The sequence below is a fragment of the Myxococcus sp. AS-1-15 genome (assembly GCF_020037055.1).
Lineage (GTDB): Bacteria > Myxococcota > Myxococcia > Myxococcales > Myxococcaceae > Myxococcus > Myxococcus fulvus.
Map to the genome: position 1 here is coordinate 175110 of NZ_JAIQDF010000001.1, position 17173 is coordinate 192282.

Here is a 17173-nt window from a genome sequence, read left to right on the forward strand (position 1 = left end):
GAATCCAGAAAGGATGAAGTGAGGACGATGAAGAACGTTGCCCTCGGTTGTCTGTTCTCGGCGCTGGTGGCCCTCGTCGCGGCCCCCGCCTCCGCCCAGCTGGAGCTGCCCGCGGCCAGCCCCTCCGCCAAGGTGACGCAGGAGGTGGGCGTCACGTCCATCTCCGTCGACTATTCCAGCCCGGCGGTGAAGGGCCGCAAGGTCTGGGGTGACCTGGTGCCCTGGGACAAGCCGTGGCGCTCGGGTGCGAACGCGGCCACCAAGATTACCTTCAGCCACGACGTCACCTTCGGTGGCAAGGCCGTGCCCGCGGGCACGTACTCCATCGTCACGCTGCCCTCGCAGAAGGGCTGGAAGGTGATGCTGAACAAGGAGCTGGGCCTGTTCTCCACGCCCGCCCAGTACTCGCCCGCCAACGACATCGTCACCGTCGCCGGCACCACGGCGGCGATTCCCAGCCGCGAGCGCCTGACGTACGTGTTCAGCAACACCACCGAGGACACCACGTCGCTGGACCTGGAGTGGGAGAAGCTGCGCGTCTCCGTCCCCATCAAGGCGGACACCGCGACGCTGGCCAAGGCGAACATCGAGAAGGCGGTGGCGCAGAGCGCCAGTGAGCACGCCCAGGCGGCCCGCTACGTGGCGGAGTCCACCAAGGACTACGCGGCGGCGCTGAAGCTGGCGGACGCGTCCGTGGCCATCGACTCCAACTGGTACAACCAGTGGATTCGCGCGGACATCCTCGCCAAGAGCGGAAAGTACGCGGAGGCCCGCAAGGCCGCGCAGATTTCGTGGGACCTGGGCCAGAAGGCCCCGAACTTCTTCTACAAGGACCAGGTCTCCAAGGCCCTGGCGGACTGGAAGAACAAGTAGCCCTCCGTCCCGGTGGAGCCCTCCTTCAGCGTCGGGGGGCTCCGCCCGCGAGTCGCCGGTAGAGCGACTCGTACCGGTCGATGGCCGGCGCCTGCCTGAAGCGCTCGACGACGTCGGCGCGCGCCCGGAGGGAGAAGGCCCGCCACCTCGCCGTGTCACGCAAGAGGCCCAGCACGTGGCCCGCCATGGCGCGCACGTCCCCCAGCGGCGCCAGCAGGCCCGTCTCGCCGTGGCGCACCACCTCCGGGATGCCGCCCACGTCGCTGGCCACCACGGGCACCCCGCAGCTGAGCGCCTCCAGCGCCGCGAGCCCGAAGCTCTCCTGCTCACTGGGCAGCAGGAACACGTCGGACGCGGCGAGCACCCGCACGAAGCGCTCCTGCTTGCCGGGGAAGGCCACGCGGTGGGCGAGCCCCAGCTCGCGCAGCATCCGCTCCGCGGGCTCGCGCTCCGGTCCATCGCCCACCATCACCAGCCGGCACGGCAGCTCTCGGTGCACCTGGGCGAAGACGGCCACCACGTCGGTGATGCGCTTGACGGGGCGGAAATTGGAGACGTGCACGAGCACGGGCTCGTCGTCGCCCAGGTCCGGGAAGAAGGCCTTCAGCTGTGCGCGCTCGCGCGCGGGGGCGTACGCCTCCGTGTCCACGAAGTTGGCGATGACCTCGATGGGGAAGCTGTCGGGGATGCCGAAGCCGCTCCACGTCGCGTCGCGCAGGAAGGCGGACGGCGTCGTCACCGCGTCACTCTTCAGGATGGAGAAGCGCGTCATCGGCAGGTAGCTGGGATGCACGCCGACGAGCGTCGTGTCCGTGCCGTGCAGCGTGGTGACGACGCGCGGCGCCTGGTCACCCAACACCTCGCGCGCCATCCACGCCGCCGTGGCGTGGGGCACCGCGTAGTGCACGTGCAGCACGTCCAGGTGCGCCTGGGTGGCGACTTCAATCATCTTGGACGCCAGCGCAATCGGGTACGTGCCGGAGCGCTGGAGCGCGGGGTAGTCGCTCTCCTTCACCTCGTGGAACGACACGCCCCTGGGCAGGGCGGCCAGCCGCACTGGCGGCTCGCGCGCGATGAAGTGGACCTGGTGGCCCCGCTCGGCCATGGCCAGGCCGATGCCGGTGGCGACCATGCCGCTGCCACCGAATGTCGAGAAGCAGGTGATGGCGATGCGGAGGGGAGGGCTCATCGGCGGTGAGGGAAGAACAGGGGCTTCTCGAAGCTATTCCGGCGGAAGTGCTCCACCGGGTCGACGAGCCCCAGCGTCTCCCGCACCACGTACGGCTCGCCGTGGGCCACGCCGACCTGGGCGCCGTAGAAGCGGTCCCTCGCCTCCAGGGAGGAGAGCGACAGCGCGGAGCCCACCAGCGTCGCGGGCGCGCCCGGGCGGGGTTCCACCTGACTCGCGTAGCAGCGCACGGCCGCCGTCTTGGTCTCGTAGACGGAGGACACGTCCACCACGAAGCTCGGCTCGGCCAGGTGGCGCAGCGGATAGTAGAGGACCTGTCGGGGCGTGAAGGCCGCGCCGGGGGGCTCGGTCTCGAACTTGCGCACGCCGGAGAAGAACAGCGCGCGCGTCACCAGGGCGCTCGCGGCCTCGTGGTCCGGGTGGCGCTCCTCCTCCCACGGCACGATGACCAGCTCCGGGCGCAGCCTGCGCAGCACCTCCACCACGCGCGCGACGGCGGACGCGCGCACGCGCTCGGCCTCGGGCGCCTCGAAGCCGGCCCACGGGCTGAGCCAGCCGTCGGGCAGCTCCAGGTTCTCGCGCACGGCTAGGCCCAGCACCCGCGAGGCGGCCTGGGTCTCCTCCGCGCGCGACTCGAGCGTGCCGCGCGAGCTCTTCTCCCCTCGCGACAGGTCGATGATGCCCGTGCGGTGGCCCTGGCTCGCGAGCCGCGCCATCAGCCCGCCGCAGAACAGCTCCACGTCGTCCGGGTGGGGACCGAAGGCCAGCGCCTCCAGCCCGTACGTCGCGCCGCTCGCGCTCATGGCGTCAGATCCTGGAGGTCGCCGGAGAAGGGGATGCAGGCGTCGAGCACCTGGCGGGTGAAGGCCCGCGTGCCGAAGCGACACGCGTGGTAGGCCATGCCGTGGATGCGCTCCTGCGGCGCGCCCTCCGGCAGCAGCATGGCGCGCAGCCGGTCCACGCGCTCGGTGGTGACCTCGTCGCGCAGCGCGAGCGCCCGGCCGTAGCGGGCCGACAAGCGTGACACCGCCGCGCGCACGGTGCCGCGCGTGCGCTTGAGCGCGTCCAACAGCCGCGGGTCCAGCTTCAGCATCGACTCGCCCAGCGTGTCCAGCTCGGCGGAGAACGCGCCGAACAGCCGTGCCTCCACGGCGCCCGCGGGCTCGAAGGGCTCAGCCGCGTCGCGCGTGGCCAGCTTCGTCAGGAGCGCTTCACGCGGCTGGCTCGCCTCGTCCGCGGTGAGGCCCAGCTTGTGGAGCAGCCTGCGCGCGCGGTCATCGAGCACCCGGAAGCGCGCGCGCGGCACCACGAGCGGCATGGGCAGGCCCGCGTGCGCGTAGAGCGGCGCCAGCTGCGCGAAGTAGGAGACCTCGCCCGGGCCGCCGACGTACGCGGCGGTGGGCAGCCACGTGTCCTGGAGCAGCGGGCGCAGGAGCGCGGAGGTGGTGAAGCGCAAAGGCTCCTGCTCCAGCGCGCGCAGCAGCTCCTCTGTGGTGACGGTGGCGCCGCGCGGGTGGCCCACGAGGCTCCACGTCTGGGGCCCCGCGGGGTCCAGCCGGTAGCGCGCGCCGTCGACCTCGTCCGGGGAGAAGAAGCCCAGCGGCGAGCCAGGGCGGATGTAGACCTGCTCGGAGAAGCCCGCGCGGGTCAGCTCCTCCACGCGCTGGGTGAGCGCGGTGGAGAGGGTGGCCGCGTGCTCGAGCGAGCGCCGGTGGATGGGCGCGGCCAGCGGCGCGAGGCGCGCGTCCCTCGGGTCGAGGAACACCAACCCCTCTTCGGCGAAGAGGGTGGAGAGCACCTCGGTGAAGGCCTCCGCGAGCGTCGCTTCGGGGCGGTAGGCCCACTCGAGCAGGGAGAGGTGCTCCTCGGCCTGGGGCTCCGCGCCCAGCTCCGCGCGCAGCGCCTCCAGGGCCTTGAGGACCCCGGGGCCCAGCTTCTGGTGGGCGATGGGCGCGCGTGAGAGGGCCGCGTCGGGGAGGTCGAGCGACACGCGACAGCGCGCGCCCCTCGGGCTCGCGACGAAACAGTGGTCGACCTCCGGCAGGTCGTGGTCCTCGGTCTGGAGCCAGAAGACGGGAACACAGGGGCGGCCGGTTTCTTCCCGGAGTTTTCGGGCCGCGACGATGGCGGCGGCGGCCTTGTAGAGCGTGAAGAGGGGGCCGAGGAACAGCCCCATCTGTTGGCCCGTCACCACGACGATGGTGCCGGGCTGGGCGAGCTCCTCCAGATGCCGGGTCCTGGCGGGGCTCGGCGCCAGCCGGGCGTTCTGGGCTCGCAGCACCTCGAGCAGCGCGGGCGGGACGGAGCGGGTGGAGGCAGCGGCCGCGGCCTCCGCGCGAGCGGCGCGGTGGCGGAAGCGGTCGGGCAGGAAGGCGAGCGCGCGTGGGTCTCCCTGGAGCCACGCGGTGGGAAACGAGGGCGTCACGGTGCGCGGTGATAACAGGTCGCCTTTGCTCCGGCACGCAGAAGGACCGTGGCGCACACTCGACGTGCCAGCGTGGCTGGCCGCGTCATCGCGGATGAAGGCCGCGCGCGCGTGAGGAGGGTCCTTGTTGTAGGGTCCGCGGCGGATGCGAACCCTGCTCACCTTCGGCATGACGCTGGCCATGAGCCTTGGAATCGGGACCACGGCCTTCGCGCAGACACCTCGACAACCGCACGCGGGAGAAATCGCGGCGGGCCTGCGGCGCCTCGGCGTGACGGGCAGCGTGCTCTACGTCGCGGCCCACCCGGACGACGAGAACACGCGCTTTCTCGCCTGGCTCGTCGGAGAGCGCGGCCTGCGCGCGGGCTATCTCTCGCTCACGCGCGGCGATGGCGGACAGAACCTCATCGGCACCGAGCAGGACGAGCTGCTCGGGCTCATCCGCACCTATGAGCTGCTCGCCGCGCGCCGCGTGGACGGCGCCGAGCAGTACTTCACGCGCGCGCGGGACTTCGGCTACACGAAGTCCGCCGACGAGGCGCTGCGCATCTGGGGCCATGACGCGGTGCTGGCGGACGTGGTGCTCGCCATCCGCCGCTTCCAGCCGGACGTCATCGTCACGCGCTTCAACACGAAGCCGCCCAACCACGGACACCACACCGCGTCCGCGCTGCTTGCCGCCGAGGCCTTCGCGGCCGCCGCGGACCCGTCGCGCTTCCCGGAGCAGCTGTCGCTCGTGAAGCCGTGGAAGGCGGACCGGCTGCTGCACAACGTCTCCACGTGGAGCCTGAAGCCGGACGCGGACATGTCCGCCTATCTCAAGGTGGACGTGGGCGGGTACGACGCGCTGCTCGGGCGCTCGTGGGGAGAGATTTCCGCGGAGAGCCGCAGCCAGCACAAGAGCCAGGGCTTCGGGGTCCCCGCCGAGCGCGGTCCGCTGCTGGAGTACTTCCAGCCGCTGGACGGCACGCGCCCCAAGGCCGACGTCTTCGAGGGGCTGGAGCTGTCCTGGCGCCGCTGGAAGGGCACGGAGAGCGTGGCCCGCGCGGTGGAGGAGGCGCAGAAGGGCTTCGACGCGCGCGCGCCGTATCGCTCGGTGCCCGCGCTGCTGAAGGTGCATGAGGCGCTGTCCGCGCTGCCGGACGAGCACCCGTGGAAGGCCGTGAAGCTGCGCGAGACGGAGGCGCTGGTGGCCGCGTGCGCGGGACTGTTCCTGGAGGCGCGGGCCGCCGAGGCCACGGGCACGCCGGGCACGTCGGTGGCGGTGACGCTGCACGCGCTGAACCGCTCGCCCGCGGCGCTGAAGCTGGTGAGCGTGACGCTGCCGGGTGGGGAGCGCGTGGCGGTGGACTCGGTGCTCGCGGAGCACGCGCCGCTCAAGCTGGAGAAGAAGCTGGCCCTGCCGCAGGACGCGGCCGTCACCACGCCGTACTGGCTGCGCAAGCCCGCCTCTGGCGGCCTGTTCGCGCTGGACGACTCGGACCGCGCGCTGACGGGGCTGCCCGAGGCGGGGCCGGCGTTGTCGGTGTCGTTCGTGTATGAGGCCGCGGGGCGGCGCATCACGGTGACGCGGCCGGTGGTGCACGTGTGGACGGACCCGGTGCGCGGGGAGCTGTACCGCGCGTTCGAGGTCGTCCCCGCCGTCACCGCGACGCTGGAGCGGGACCGGGTGATGTTCCCCAACGGCGCGGCGCAGTCGGTGGCCGTGGTCCTGGGCGCGGGGCGTGGGGACGTGAGCGGCAAGGCGCGGCTGGAGCTGCCGAAGGGCTGGCGCTCGGAGCCCGCGGAGCATGCGTTCCAGTTCGCCACGCGCGGTGATGCGCGCACCGTGCACTTCAAGGTGACGCCGCCCAAGGGCGCGACGGAGAAGGGGCGCCTGCGCGTCGTCGTCGACGTGGGCGGGCGCGCCGAGTCGTGGCGGGTGCGGACCGTGTCGTACGAGCACCTGCCTCCCCTGGCGGTGCGGCAGGACTCGGAGGCCACGCTGGTTCCCTTCTCGCTGGCGACGAAGGTGAAGCGGCTGGGCTACATCCCCGGCCCCGGGGACAAGGTGGCCGAGAGCCTGGCGGCGGTGGGCTACGAGGTGACGGTGCTGCCCGAGGAGCGGCTGGACGCGGAGAAGCTGGAGCGCTTCGACGCCATCCTCGTCGGCGTGCGGGCCTTCAACGCGAACCCGCGCCTCGCGGTGCACCGCGAGCGACTGCTCGACTACGTGAAGCAGGGTGGGCGCCTGGTGGTGCAGTACAACACCAACAGCCGCGTGGGACCGCTGTCGGCGTTCGTCGGGCCGTACCCGCTGGAGATTGGCCGCGAGCGTGTGACGGACGAGACGGCGGTGATGACGCCGGTGTCGGCGGACGAGCCGCTCTTGCGCGCGCCCAACCGGCTGACGTCCGCGGACTTCGACGGCTGGGTGCAGGAGCGCGGGCTGTACTTCGCGTCGAAGTGGGACGACAAGTACCGCCCGGTGTTCGCGATGAACGACGCGGGCGAGGAGCCGCTGAAGGGCTCGTTGCTCGTCGCGCGTCATGGCAAGGGCGTGTTCGTCTACACGGGCCTGGCCTTCTTCCGTCAGCTCCCCGCCGGGGTCCCCGGCGCCTACCGCCTCCTGGCGAACGTCCTCGCGCAATGAGCCCTCCCGTGAATCCCTCCTCGTCACCCGCGCCCGTCGAGAAGCGGCCGGAGCTGGATGACGCGCCGCCGCTGCTCGGCTCGTGGCGCAACATCTACCTGCTGGTGGTCGGCTCCTTCGTCCTCTTCGTCGTCCTGTCGGCGGCGCTCACCTGGGTGTACTCGTGACCTTGCTCGACTGGGGGGTGTTGGTCGGGACGATTGTGTTCATCGTCTCGTGGGGGTTGTGGAAGTCGCGGGGCTCGAAGAGCACGGAGGAGTACCTGCGGGGGACTCGTGAGCTGAAGTGGCCCACCATCGGCCTGGCGGTGATGGCCACGCAGGCCAGCGCCATCACGTTCCTCTCCGTTCCGGGACAGGCCTACGAAGACGGCATGCGCTTCGTGCAGTTCTACTTCGGGCTGCCGTTCGCGATGATTCTCATCAGCGCGGTGTTCGTCCCCATCTACTACCGGCTGAACGTCATCACGGCGTACCAGTACCTGGAGTCGCGCTTCGACCTGAAGACGCGCCTGTTCGGCGCCTTCCTGTTCCTGGTGCAGCGGGGGCTGGCGGCGGGCATCACCATCTACGCGCCGTCCATCATCCTCTCCACGATTCTGGGCTGGGCGCTGGAGCCCACGGTGGTGGCGATGGGGGCGCTGGTCATCCTCTACACGGTGACGGGCGGCTCCACCGCCGTCAGCCAGACGCAGAAGCAGCAGATGGTGGTGATGATGGGCGGCATGGTGGTGGCCGCGCTGGTCATCCTCTGGCGGCTGCCCTCGCACGTGTCGTTCGGTGACGCGGTGGACGTGGCGGGCGCGTTCGGTCGGATGAACGTGGTGAGCTTCGATTTCAACGTGCAGGACCGTTACAACTTCTGGTCCGGACTCACGGGCGGCTTCTTCCTGGCGCTGTCGTACTTCGGCACGGACCAGTCACAGGTGGGGCGCTATCTCACGGGGCGCTCCATCACGGAGAGCCGGCTGGGGTTGTTGTTCAACGGCGTGCTGAAGATTCCGATGCAGTTCCTGATTCTCTTCGTCGGAATCCTGGTCTTCGTCTTCTACCAGTTCAGCACGCCGCCCCTGCTGTTCAACGAGACGCTGGGCGAGCGGATGCGAGGCTCCGGGCAGGCGGCGGAGTACGCGGCGCTGGAGACGAAGTGGGAAGAGGTGCAGTCGAGCAAGCGCGCGCAGGTGGAGCGGTACCTGTCGGCGGAGGACGAGGCTTCGCGCACGGGTGTGCGTGAGGCGCTGCGTGCCGCGGCGGGAGAGGCGAGCCAGGTCCGCAAGGACGCCAAGGCGCTGGTGACGCGGGCGCTGCCGGGGGCGGAGACGAAGGACTCGGACTACATCTTCATCAGCTTCGTGAAGCGGTGGCTGCCCAGCGGGCTGTTCGGTCTGCTCATCGCGGTCATCCTGTCCGCGGCGATGAGCTCCATCGCGAGTGAGCTCACCGCGCTGGGGGCGACGACGACGGTGGACTTCTACCGGCGGGTGTTCCGTCCGGAGGCGTCGGACCGGCACGTGCTCATCGCGTCGAAGCTGTTCACGGTGTTCTGGGGATTGGTGGCGGTGGGGTTCGCGACCTTCGCGTCGCTGCTCGACAATCTCATCCAGGCGGTGAACATCCTGGGCTCGATTTTCTACGGGACGGTGCTGGGCATCTTCCTGGTCGCGTTCTTCCTCAAGTTCGTGCGAGGGCATGCGGTGTTCACCGCGGCGGTCATCTCGCAGGCGACAGTGATTGGGCTCTTCATGCTCAGTGACATCGGTTACCTCTGGTACAACGTCATCGGCTGCGCGCTCGTCGTGGCGCTGAGTCTGGTGGCGCAGTCGGTGCTGCCGCGTGGACCGGAGGCCGCTCCGGCTCCGGGGGCCTGAGCAGGGCGCGGGCTACGGCGCGTAGCCGAGCGAGGCCCGGGTTGCCTCGATTTCCGCGAGGGACATACCTCCATCGCGGAACCAGCGGCCTCCGCCCGGGCCCTTGCATCTGCTGGCGCAGAAGGCGTCCTTGTCGTCGAGCGGGAGTCGCAGGCCATCCGAGAAGGTTCCGTCGTGACAGGCGCACACGGTGCCGATGTCCGCGAAGCCGACGTAGGCCACTCCGAAGACCGCGCTGCTCAGGATGGCGATGAGAAGCCAAGGCCGTTGGCTCATGGGTGGACCTGTGTGGACCGGGGCATGGCGTGAGCCTATCCGGATGGATGCATTCGAGCGCAACGGGCTTTCAATAGAAGACATCCCCTGGAACTGGACGGCCTCGCGTTCCGCGAGCTGCGCACTCGCTGAGCCGTCGCGGTCCGCGGAGTCGGCTCAAGCCGCCACGGCCTCCGTGATGCTCATCGCCGTCGGCGTGGGCAGGATGCGCGAGAGCTTCAAGTCCGCCTGGGCGAAGAGCTCGCGGAAGTCCTCTTCCGTCCGCTCGCGCCCCGGAAGCGAGGCCAGCATCATCACGTCCAGCACCTTGCCCCCGTGCGGCCCATTGCCCGGAGGAATGACGGTGTCCACCACGAGCACGCGGCCTCCCTCCGCCATCGCCGACCGGCAGTGGCGCAGCAGCGTGACGCACGTCTCGTCGCTCCAGTCGTGGAGGATGCGCTTGAGCACGTACGCATCCGCCCCCGCGGGCACGGACTGGAAGAAGTCCCCCTCCACCAACTCGCACCGCTCCGCGAGCCCCGCCCGCGCGACTCGCGATCCCGAGAGCACGTGCGCATGGTCGAAGAGCACACCTCGCACCTGGGGCGCCGCCTGGAGCACCTCGATGAGGAATCCGCCGTGCCCACCGCCCACGTCGACCACGCGCCGCAGCGGCGTGAAGTCGTAGCTGCCCGCGATGGCCTTGTTCTCCATGTCGGAGAGGCTGGACATGCCCTGGTGGAAGATGTCCCCCTGGACCGGGTCGCTCGTCAGGTAGTCGAAGAAGGGCTTGCCGAAGATGCGGTCGAACGGCGTCTGCCCCGTGCGCACCGTCTGCGTCAGCTCGCCGGTGGGGGCCCAGAAGATTCTCTGCGTCAGCATGCGCACCGCGCTGTGCAGGGAGCCGGGCGCATCCGTGCGCAGGTACTCCGCGGCGGGCGTCAGTGAGAAGCGTCCTGCTTCATCCTCGGCGAAGACCTCCACGCTCGCGAGCAGCCGGAGGACCCGATAGAGCGACTGCGCATGCACGCCCAGCTCCTCCGCGAGCGATGCCGCGCTCCGAGGCCCCTGGACCAGGCGGTCCGCGACGCCCAGCTCCGCCGCCGTGGACAGCGCGCCGGAGAGGATGAAGCCAAAACCCAGGTCGACGATGCGCTGCGCGGGATGCACGGTAGGTGGAGTCATGGCGACATCTTCACGCAGTCCTCCGACAGGACGCCAATGGCCTGACACACCCGCAGTCCCAGGTGGATTGGCGTGCCGCGTCAGCGCGACGTCAGAGCAACGTCTCGATTTCGGTCGTCAACGCCTCCACGGAGGGCACGTCGTCCTCCTCGAGCGGCGCGCTGACGTGGAGGGTGCCGCCTTCGAGCCCCAGGCGCCTGGGCCCTCCCTCGATGATGACGCGCTGGATGCCCGCCTTCACTGTCTCGCGGCCGAGCTCGGCCTGTGCTGTCGCCTTGAGTGCCCCAGCCACGGCATTGGCGAGCAAGACCAGCCCCCGGAGCGGCTCACCGTCCGCGGTCTTGTCGATGGCGGGCTCCCAGCTCAGCTCGCCGCCCAACAGGGCCACCAGCTCCTTGCGCTGGGCCTCCATCAATCGGCGCGCTCCAAGGCGCGTGGGTGCGGGCTCGGCGAGCGGGGACAGGCCCTCGGGCGCCAGCGTCCCGACAAAGCCCGCGGCGTCATGCACGGTGAGCGCCTCGATGGACCCCAGCGCGACGTACGTCGCATCCGTGCCCGCGTCATTCCGCGACGGTGCGCCGCCGCGAACGAGGACGAACACCTCCTGGCGCAGCTGCGCGAGCGCCAGGATGGTGCCGCTCAGCTCCCGCCCGCTGCGCAGATGCAGGGTGACGCGGGGCAGCCGGACCTGCTCCCCGCGCAGCTCGCGCTTCTGGAGCGCCGCGAGGTCATCCAGCACCTCCGCGAGCGGCCGCGCCGACAGCGCACGGAGCTTGCGTTCGTCCTCGGTCATGGGCGGCGCTCTAGAGAATCGCCTCGATGGCGCCGCGCAGGTCGTCCTCTCCGTAGAGCTTGTCCGAGTAGCCGTAGAAGCTCTCGCGCACGAAGAGGGTGTTGTCCTTGATCTCCACGCTCTTGTCGCCCGGGTTCTCCGCGCTCTTGGCGACGTTCTGGAAGACGATCTTGCTGAACTTCGCCTTCGCGGCCTCCTTCCCGAGGTCATCCGCGCAGATGCTCTTCATCACGGTGACGACGAGGCCCGGGCCGTACGACTCGTAATAGTAGTCGTAGCAATCGAGGACGGTCTTGTCCTCGGGGAAGCTGGCGGTGTCGATCTCGAATGGCATCTCGAAGCCGATGGCGGCATTGAGCTCCGACTGGAAGCGCGGGGAATGAGAATCCCGGATGGCCACGATGCGACGACGCTCTGCGAGACCCATGGTGTGTTCCTGTCTCTGAAGGGTGTGGGACGAAAGCACGCAGTGTCCCCACCCCGGTCTCCCACGTCAACCGGATGGGGCCTCCCAGGGAAGCCAATGGCATGACATCCCGGGCGTCCCGGGCGGTTTGTCCTCCTGCCGCCGGCTGGACAATCTGTGTCGCAACACCTCGCACCCAACTGTGCAGGTCCGCCATGGCGCGAGTGTGAAACATGGTCGCGCGCACGCGAATGCGTTAGGTCTGCGCTCCCACCGCCGTCGCACGCGCTGCCCGCGCGCAGGGAGGCACGTTTCCCATGTTGGACTCCGCCGTACCGTCCTCTTCCGCTGTCTTCGAAGTGAAGGGCGAGGATGGCCATGTCATCTCCGACGACTTCTCCCGCCTCGACCTGGACCTGGTGCACGGCTTCCTGACGAAGACGTACTGGAGCCCGGAGATTCCCCGGGAGACGGTGGAGCGGGCCTGGCGTCACTCGCTGGCCTTCGGCCTGTACGCGGCGGATGGCGCGCAGGTGGGCGGCTGCCGCGTGGTGACGGACCGGGCGACCTTTGCCTACCTGGCCGACGTGTTCGTCCTGGAGTCACAGCGTGGCAAGGGCCTGAGCAAGTGGCTGATGCGGGTCGTCTTCTCCCACCCGGACCTCCAGGGGCTGCGCCGTTTCATGCTGGCGACGAGAGATGCACATGGGCTGTACGCGCAATACGGTTTCACGGCGCTGACGGCACCGGAGCGAATCATGGAGCGCGTGGACCCGGACGTGTATCGACGAAAGACGCAGGACGCGCGCTGACGCAAGCGGCCCCGGCCGGGCTATCTTCGCCCGGACGAGGAGCGGCCCATGGCGAATGGACAGAGGCGGGGCGCGGGGCCCGGCCGGAACGAGGAGCCCCGCATCGCGCCCGAGGACGAGGACGCGACGCGCGACATCCCGATGTCCTACGCCCCGGAGGAGACCCGCGTGGCGCCTCCGGACCCGCCCGCTTCCGAGACTCGAATCGGTCCCCAGGACCTGGTCGACGAGCAGGAGGACATCGTCACCGAGGCGCGCAAGGGGCAGAGCGTACCGCCGCCGCGAGGTGTCGCCGGTCGAGGCCCCGAGGCCCGTGGCGCGGCCCGGGGCCAGGAGGTCATCGTCACCGAGGCCCGCTCCCATCGGAGCCCCTCCACGGGCGATGCACGCGCGGGCCGGGGCCAGGAGGCCATCGTCACCGAGGCCCGGCCCAGCCGACCTCCCGCGCGAGGAGGCGCGGAGAGTGACCTGCCACCGAAGGGACGCACCGCTGGCCGTGCACCACCGGAGGACCCCAGGGGCCGCGCGGATGCACGCGGCGCGCGGGAGCGCATCCAGGAGTTGGACCTGGATGAGGACGAGGACACCAACGCGTCCGCCGCTCACGCCGGAGGTGACGACGAGGAGTTCCAGCTCTTCACCAGCGGCGGTGTCGAGGACGAGCACCTGCCCTTCGCCACGGAGCTTCGAGGCGGAGGCTCGGCCCCGGCGGCGGGGATGCGAGGAGGCTCGGCCCCGGCAGCGGGGATGCGCGGAGGCTCGGCGACGGAAGTGCGAGAGGGCGCGGCCCCGGCGGCGCGAGGTGGCTCGGCTCCCGTGGGGATGCGAGGAGGCTCGGCGGGGGAGGGGCGAGGTGGCTCGGCGCCAGCGACGGAGGTGCGCGGAGGCTCGGCACCCGCGACGGAGGTGCGCGGAGGTCCAGCCCCCGAAACAGAGGTCCCCGGTGGCCCTCCCCGCGTGGAGCGGGTGAAGGTCCCCGCGAGCAACTGGCTGTCACGCGGGAGCGAGAAGCCGCAGGCCTCCGGCGGGCTCGCGGCGGGCGTCGTACGTCTCAGTCCCCTGGAGCCCGCGGCGGGCAAGGTGGCCGCCGCGGCCGAGGACGGCCCCGCGCTGCGGACGATGTTCGCCAACCACTCCGCGCTGCTCGCGGAGCAGCTGCGCGAGGCCCTGTCCAAGAAGATGTACGGACGCGGACCGCACCGCGTGCTGCGCATCGACGAGCCCGAGGGCCCCAGCACCGCGGGCGGCAAGCTGGCGCGGCAGAACATCTCCCTGGTGCCGCGCAAGGGCTCCGGCCCGTCCCTGGTCTGCGGCTGGGTGGACGTCTCCAAGCGCGAGGCCCAGCTGCGCAACCACGAAGCCGTGGCGAAGCGCTACGAGTCCCACCACGGCGAGCCGCTGGAGCTGGTGGCCGAGGAGTACGAGCGCTTCCTCAACGACGTCGAGGAGGTGCTCGCCAAGGCCGTCATCAAGGTCCGCCTCATCGTCCCCGAGGAGCAGGCCGGGGCCCGGATGGTGGCTCCGGCCGTCCAGGCCCGCGCGAAGGGCGGCGTCCCCATGCTGCTGGTACTCGTGCTCATGGGGCTCGCCTTCGGGCTCGGCATGTTCGTCGGGAAGACGCCGGGCTGAGACGCGGCTCAGGCCGGCGGAGGCGCCTCGCGCGCCCAGTGGCGGTGCGCGGCGATGGCCTTGGCGAACATCTGCCCGAAGCCCCGCGTCTCGTTCTTCGCGCTGCGGATGACGCCCAGCGAGTCATCCAGCCCCTTTGCCATCGGAGTGGAGAACCCCGCGGCGTCCAGCATGGAGGTGGCCGCGCCCGACAGCGCCAGCGCCTTGCAGTGCACGTACGCCTCGCGCACGAAGTCCACCGCGAGCGGCACCTTCTTCAGCGTGGCCACGCTGCGCTCGCCGCCGGGCACGTAGACGGCGTCGTACAGGACGGAGGACGCCGTCAGGTACGTCTTCACCGGCTTCTCCTCGCCGCCGTCCGCGCTGGCGACGGGGCCGAGCGTGGGGCCCACCACCTCCACGATGGCGCCCAGCCCCTCGAGCGTCTTGCGCACCTGCGACAGCTCCCGTCCGGCGAACCCGTCCGCGACGAGCACCGCCACCTTGCGCGTCATGATGGAGTCATGCGGCGTGTTCAGCTGGCTCAACGCCGGTGACGCCGTCAGCTTGGAGACGGGCTTGCTCTCCGGCTGCTTGCCGAGCCTGGGCGGCGCGACGCCCACCGCGTTCGCCACGCGCACGGCCATGTCCCGGTCGATGTTCACCAGGACCTTGTTCACCACGCGCTCGCGAATCTCCTCGCGCTCCACCTTGCCAAGCTCGAACTCGAGCGCGGCCACCAGGTGCTCGCGCTCGGGCTTGGACAGGCTGTTGTAGAAGAGCGTGGCCTGGCTGAAGTGGTCCGCGAAGCTGCCGCTGCGCGCGCGAATCTTGTGCCCCTCCACGCGCTCCTGGCGGTGGACGAAGGCGGACTTGGGGTTGGCCAGCATGGGGCAGCCGCCGCCCAGCGAGTTGGGGTGGTAGTTCGCGCGGCTGGTGTTGATGCTCTGGCGCCCGAAGCCGTCCTGCTGGTGGTTGTTCACCGGGCAGACGGGCTTGTTGATGGGCAGCTCCGCGAAGTTGGGTCCACCCAGGCGTGTCAGCTGCGTGTCCAGGTACGAGAAGATGCGCGCCTGCAGCAGCGGGTCATTGGTGAAGTCGATGCCCGGCACGACGTTGGACACGCAGAAGGCCACCTGCTCCGTCTCGGCGAAGAAGTTGTCCGGGTTGCGGTCCAGCACCAGCTTGCCGACCTTCTGCACCGGCACCAGCTCCTCGGGCAGCAGCTTCGTCGCGTCCAGCAGGTCGAAGCCGTACTTCAGCTCGTCGCCCTCGGGGATGAGCTGCAGGCCCAGCTCGTACTCGGGGAAGTTCCCGGACTCGATGGTGTCCCACAAGTCACGCCGGTGGAAGTCCGGGTCCTTGCCGGACACCTTCTGCGCCTCGTCCCAGACGAGCGAGTGCGTCCCCAGCACCGGCTTCCAATGGAACTTCACCAGCGTCGCCTTCCCCTTGGCGTTGACCAGCCGGTAGGTGTGGACGCCGAAGCCCTCCATGTGTCGGAAGGAGCGGGGGATGGCCCGGTCCGACATCAGCCACATCACCATGTGCGCCGTCTCCGGGACGAGCGACACGAAGTCCCACAGCGAGTCGTGCGCCGAGGACGCCTGCGGAATCTCGTTGTGCGGCTCGGGCTTCACCGAGTGGACGAAGTCGGGGAACTTGATGCCGTCCTGGATGAAGAAGACGGGCATGTTGTTGCCGACCAGGTCGTAGTTCCCCTCGGGCGTGTAGAACTTGGTGGCGAAGCCGCGCACGTCGCGCACGGTGTCCGCCGAGCCGCGCGAGCCGCCCACGGTGGAGAAGCGCACGAAGACGGGCGTCTTGAGGCTGGGGTCCGTGAGGAAGCGCGCCTGGGTGTAGCGCTCCAGGGACTCATAGACCTGGAAGTAGCCATGCGCGCCGGCGCCCCGGGCGTGCACGGCGCGCTCGGGGATGCGCTCGTGGTCGAAGCGCATCATCTTCTCGCGGAAGTGGAAGTCCTCCAGGAGCGTGGGGCCGCGCAGGCCCGCCTTCAGCGAGTTGTCCGTCTCCGAGATGGGGATGCCCTGGTCCGTCGTCAGCACCGTGTCCTCCTGGTGCATGCGGTAGGGCTCCAACTGCTCGTTCTTGCTGGGAGGCGGCGGTTTCGGCTTCGACGGAGTCTTTCGCGGCGGCATGAGAACTCCCGGACGGCGAGGAACGCGCCGGCACCTGGCGCGCTCGCGGTCTACGCCTCGCGCCGCATGAGAGGGGAACGGCGCGTGCCCCGTGGCACGCGAGCGTTCACCACCCGCCATGTCTGCCTTCAGGAGGGCCGAGAGGTCGACACTCCGGACGCCAGACGCGACGACGCCTCCGCGCTGGGGGCACGGAGGCGTCGGGAGTCAGCGTGGCCGAGGCGCGCTCGGCCCTCGCCGTTCACGGCGTGGGCTGGGCGACGACCGGCGCGGCGGCAGCGGCCTCGGCGGCGGCCTTCTCCTCGGCGGCCTTCACGGCGGCCACGCGCGCGGTCTCGGCCTCGGCGCGCTTCTTCACCTCCGCCTCCACGACGCCCTTCAGGTTGGCGAGCCCCTTCTCGAAGTCCTTCCCCACCATCGCATCCATGTCCATGAGCAGGCCGAAGGCCTTGCCCATGAAGTCGTTGGTGCCGCTCATGGCCCAGGTGACCTCGGTGCCGCCGGCCACCGGCTTGAAGTGGAAGTCCGTGAGGTTCGTGGCCGCCCAGGGCTTGATGAACTCCAGCTTGACGCGCACGTGCTCGGGGGCGCGGCTCTGCTCGATGGTCATCCGGCCCTCGCCCACCTGCTCGTTGCCGGTCCACGCGTAGCCCGCGCCGACGCCGCTCTGGGGGCCGGAGTAGGTGGTCTTCATGTTCGGGTCCAGCGCCGCCCAGGGCGACCACGCGTTCCACTGGTGGAAGTCGTTCACCTGCGCGAAGGCCACGTCCGAGGGGCCGGGCAGCGTCGCGGTGCGCTGGATGGTGAACTCGGCGGGGCGGGAGGCGATGACGCCCACCAGGATGAGGATGGTGGCGGCGAGGCCGACGAGCAGCTTCTTGAGCATGGGGTGTGCGGTCCTTGTGTCCGGGCGGCCGCCAGCAGGGCGCCGACCCGGGGGCGCGTCATAGAGGCTCCCCGCCGGCC

At 70.3% G+C, this 17173-nt stretch carries 15 protein-coding genes; 6 read left to right on the forward strand and 9 right to left on the reverse strand.

Annotation, left to right across the window (positions count from 1 at the left end; genetic code table 11):
• Nucleotides 1-27 precede the first annotated feature (27 nt).
• Nucleotides 28-873: a DUF2911 domain-containing protein gene (locus K8625_RS00705; RefSeq protein WP_194869242.1), complete on the forward strand. Its 846-nt coding sequence runs from the start codon at nt 28-30 to the stop codon at nt 871-873.
• Between the two features lie 25 nt (nt 874-898).
• Here the strand turns inward: K8625_RS00705 and bshA are convergent, their stop codons facing one another.
• Genes bshA through bshC form a run of 3 tightly spaced genes read right to left on the reverse strand, consistent with a single transcriptional unit; the run spans nt 899 to nt 4487 of the window.
• Complete coding sequence (gene bshA, locus K8625_RS00710; protein WP_223781554.1) at nt 899-2062, reverse strand: N-acetyl-alpha-D-glucosaminyl L-malate synthase BshA; 1164 nt, start codon at nt 2060-2062, stop codon at nt 899-901.
• Complete coding sequence (bshB1, locus tag K8625_RS00715) at nt 2059-2865, reverse strand: bacillithiol biosynthesis deacetylase BshB1 (RefSeq protein ID WP_223781555.1); 807 nt, start codon at nt 2863-2865, stop codon at nt 2059-2061. The genes bshA and bshB1 overlap by 4 nt, the downstream gene beginning before the upstream one ends.
• The gene (gene bshC, locus K8625_RS00720; protein ID WP_223781556.1) at nt 2862-4487 is read right to left on the reverse strand and encodes a bacillithiol biosynthesis cysteine-adding enzyme BshC; all 1626 of its coding nucleotides are present in this window, start codon (nt 4485-4487) and stop codon (nt 2862-2864) included. Before bshC ends, bshB1 begins: the two co-directional genes overlap by 4 nt.
• A gap of 145 nt (nt 4488-4632) precedes the next feature.
• Here bshC and K8625_RS00725 point away from each other — a divergent pair, with 145 nt between their 5' ends.
• Genes K8625_RS00725 through K8625_RS00735 form a run of 3 tightly spaced genes read left to right on the forward strand, consistent with a single transcriptional unit; the run spans nt 4633 to nt 8986 of the window.
• A complete protein-coding gene (locus tag K8625_RS00725) occupies nt 4633-7119 on the forward strand; it encodes a PIG-L family deacetylase (protein ID WP_223781557.1) in 2487 nt (828 codons plus the stop codon).
• 8 nt (nt 7120-7127) lie between these two features.
• Nucleotides 7128-7286: a hypothetical protein gene (locus K8625_RS00730; RefSeq protein WP_223748556.1), complete on the forward strand. Its 159-nt coding sequence runs from the start codon at nt 7128-7130 to the stop codon at nt 7284-7286.
• A complete protein-coding gene (locus tag K8625_RS00735) occupies nt 7283-8986 on the forward strand; it encodes a sodium:solute symporter (protein WP_223781558.1) in 1704 nt (567 codons plus the stop codon). Before K8625_RS00730 ends, K8625_RS00735 begins: the two co-directional genes overlap by 4 nt.
• Before the next feature lie 12 nt (nt 8987-8998).
• Here the strand turns inward: K8625_RS00735 and K8625_RS00740 are convergent, their stop codons facing one another.
• From K8625_RS00740 to K8625_RS00755, 4 genes are all read right to left on the reverse strand, one after another.
• A complete protein-coding gene (locus K8625_RS00740) occupies nt 8999-9262 on the reverse strand; it encodes a hypothetical protein (RefSeq protein ID WP_223781559.1) in 264 nt (87 codons plus the stop codon).
• Nucleotides 9263-9418: 156 nt separating this feature from the next.
• A complete protein-coding gene (locus tag K8625_RS00745; protein ID WP_223781560.1) occupies nt 9419-10429 on the reverse strand; it encodes an acetylserotonin O-methyltransferase in 1011 nt (336 codons plus the stop codon).
• A 91-nt stretch (nt 10430-10520) separates the two neighbouring features.
• Complete coding sequence (locus tag K8625_RS00750; protein WP_223748319.1) at nt 10521-11222, reverse strand: hypothetical protein; 702 nt, start codon at nt 11220-11222, stop codon at nt 10521-10523.
• Between the two features lie 10 nt (nt 11223-11232).
• Entirely contained in the window at nt 11233-11649 is a 417-nt protein-coding gene (locus K8625_RS00755) for a hypothetical protein (RefSeq protein ID WP_223748320.1), read from the reverse strand.
• 296 nt (nt 11650-11945) lie between these two features.
• On the opposite strand from K8625_RS00755, the gene K8625_RS00760 reads away from it, so the two are divergent.
• Together K8625_RS00760 and K8625_RS00765 are read left to right on the forward strand one after the other, a co-directional pair.
• Nucleotides 11946-12440 (forward strand): GNAT family N-acetyltransferase, encoded by a 495-nt coding sequence (locus tag K8625_RS00760; RefSeq protein ID WP_223781561.1) that lies wholly within the window; start codon nt 11946-11948, stop codon nt 12438-12440.
• Nucleotides 12441-12488: 48 nt separating this feature from the next.
• Nucleotides 12489-14069, forward strand: coding sequence for a hypothetical protein (locus K8625_RS00765; protein WP_223782057.1), 1581 nt, complete (start codon nt 12489-12491; stop codon nt 14067-14069).
• Nucleotides 14070-14077: 8 nt separating this feature from the next.
• Here K8625_RS00765 and K8625_RS00770 read toward each other — a convergent pair whose 3' ends face one another.
• Complete coding sequence (locus K8625_RS00770) at nt 14078-16207, reverse strand: catalase (protein ID WP_223781562.1); 2130 nt, start codon at nt 16205-16207, stop codon at nt 14078-14080.
• A 241-nt stretch (nt 16208-16448) separates the two neighbouring features.
• Nucleotides 16449-17093, reverse strand: coding sequence for an SRPBCC family protein (locus K8625_RS00775; protein WP_223781563.1), 645 nt, complete (start codon nt 17091-17093; stop codon nt 16449-16451).
• Nucleotides 17094-17173: the final 80 nt, after the last annotated feature.